General features: G+C 61.0%; 1 protein-coding gene. It reads left to right on the top strand.

Features of this window, described 5'->3' with window-relative positions; genetic code table 11:
• A partial coding sequence (locus AC1DH9_RS29965) for a Na+/H+ antiporter NhaC family protein (RefSeq protein WP_477809431.1) occupies nucleotides 1-894 on the top strand: 894 nt, incomplete at both ends.

The following is an 894-nucleotide window of genomic DNA, read 5'->3' as shown; positions in this document are numbered from 1 at the left end:
TGCATGTGGTGATCGCGCTGATCGTCGGCGCACTGGTGGGCGGTTTGACGGGCGGCCTGGGCATCGATGCCACGCTCAAGGCCTTCAACAGTGGCCTGGGCGGCGGTGCGACCGTGGCCTTGTCCTACGCGTTGCTCGGCGCTTTCGCGGTGGCGATTGCCAAATCCGGCCTGGCCCACGCCCTGGCGGACAAAGCCTTGCTGCTGGTCGACCGGCAGGACGCCGCGGGTGGCGGGCAGGTCAAGTGGCTGCTGATCGCGTTGCTCTGGGTGGTGGCCATTGCCTCGCAGAACGTCCTGCCGATCCACATCGCTTTCATTCCGCTGCTGGTGCCGCCACTGCTTTATGTACTGACCAGGCTGCAGATGGATCGCCGACTGATTGCCTGCGTCATGACTTTCGGCCTGATCACGCCGTACATGTTCTTGCCGGTGGGCTTTGGCAACATCTTCCTGAATGAGATCTTGCTGGCCAACGTCAGTAGAAGCGGGGTGGACATCAGTGGTGTCAACGTCACTCATGCCATGGGGATTCCTGCGTTGGGCATGGTGTTCGGGTTGTTGATGGCGTTCGTCAGCTACCGCAAGAAGCGCGTGTATGACCTGGAGAAAATCGAGCGGGTCGAGCAGGTCGCGGTGCAGTACAACCCGTTGACCCTGATGGTGGCGGGGCTGGCGATTGCCGCTGCGTTCATCATTCAGTTGCTGCTGGACTCGATGATTATCGGTGCGCTGGCCGGGTTTCTGATCTTCTCGGTATCGGGTGTCGTGCGCTGGCGCGAGACTGACGACCTGTTCACCGAAGGCATGAAGATGATGGCGATGATCGGTTTCATCATGATCGCCGCTTCGGGTTTCGCCGAGGTCATGAAGGCCACCGGCGACGTGAAAACCC

This window comes from Pseudomonas sp. 05T35 (genome assembly GCF_056396605.1).
Note: the sequence above shows the minus strand (reverse complement) of the source record. Positions and strands in the feature narration are given on the sequence as shown.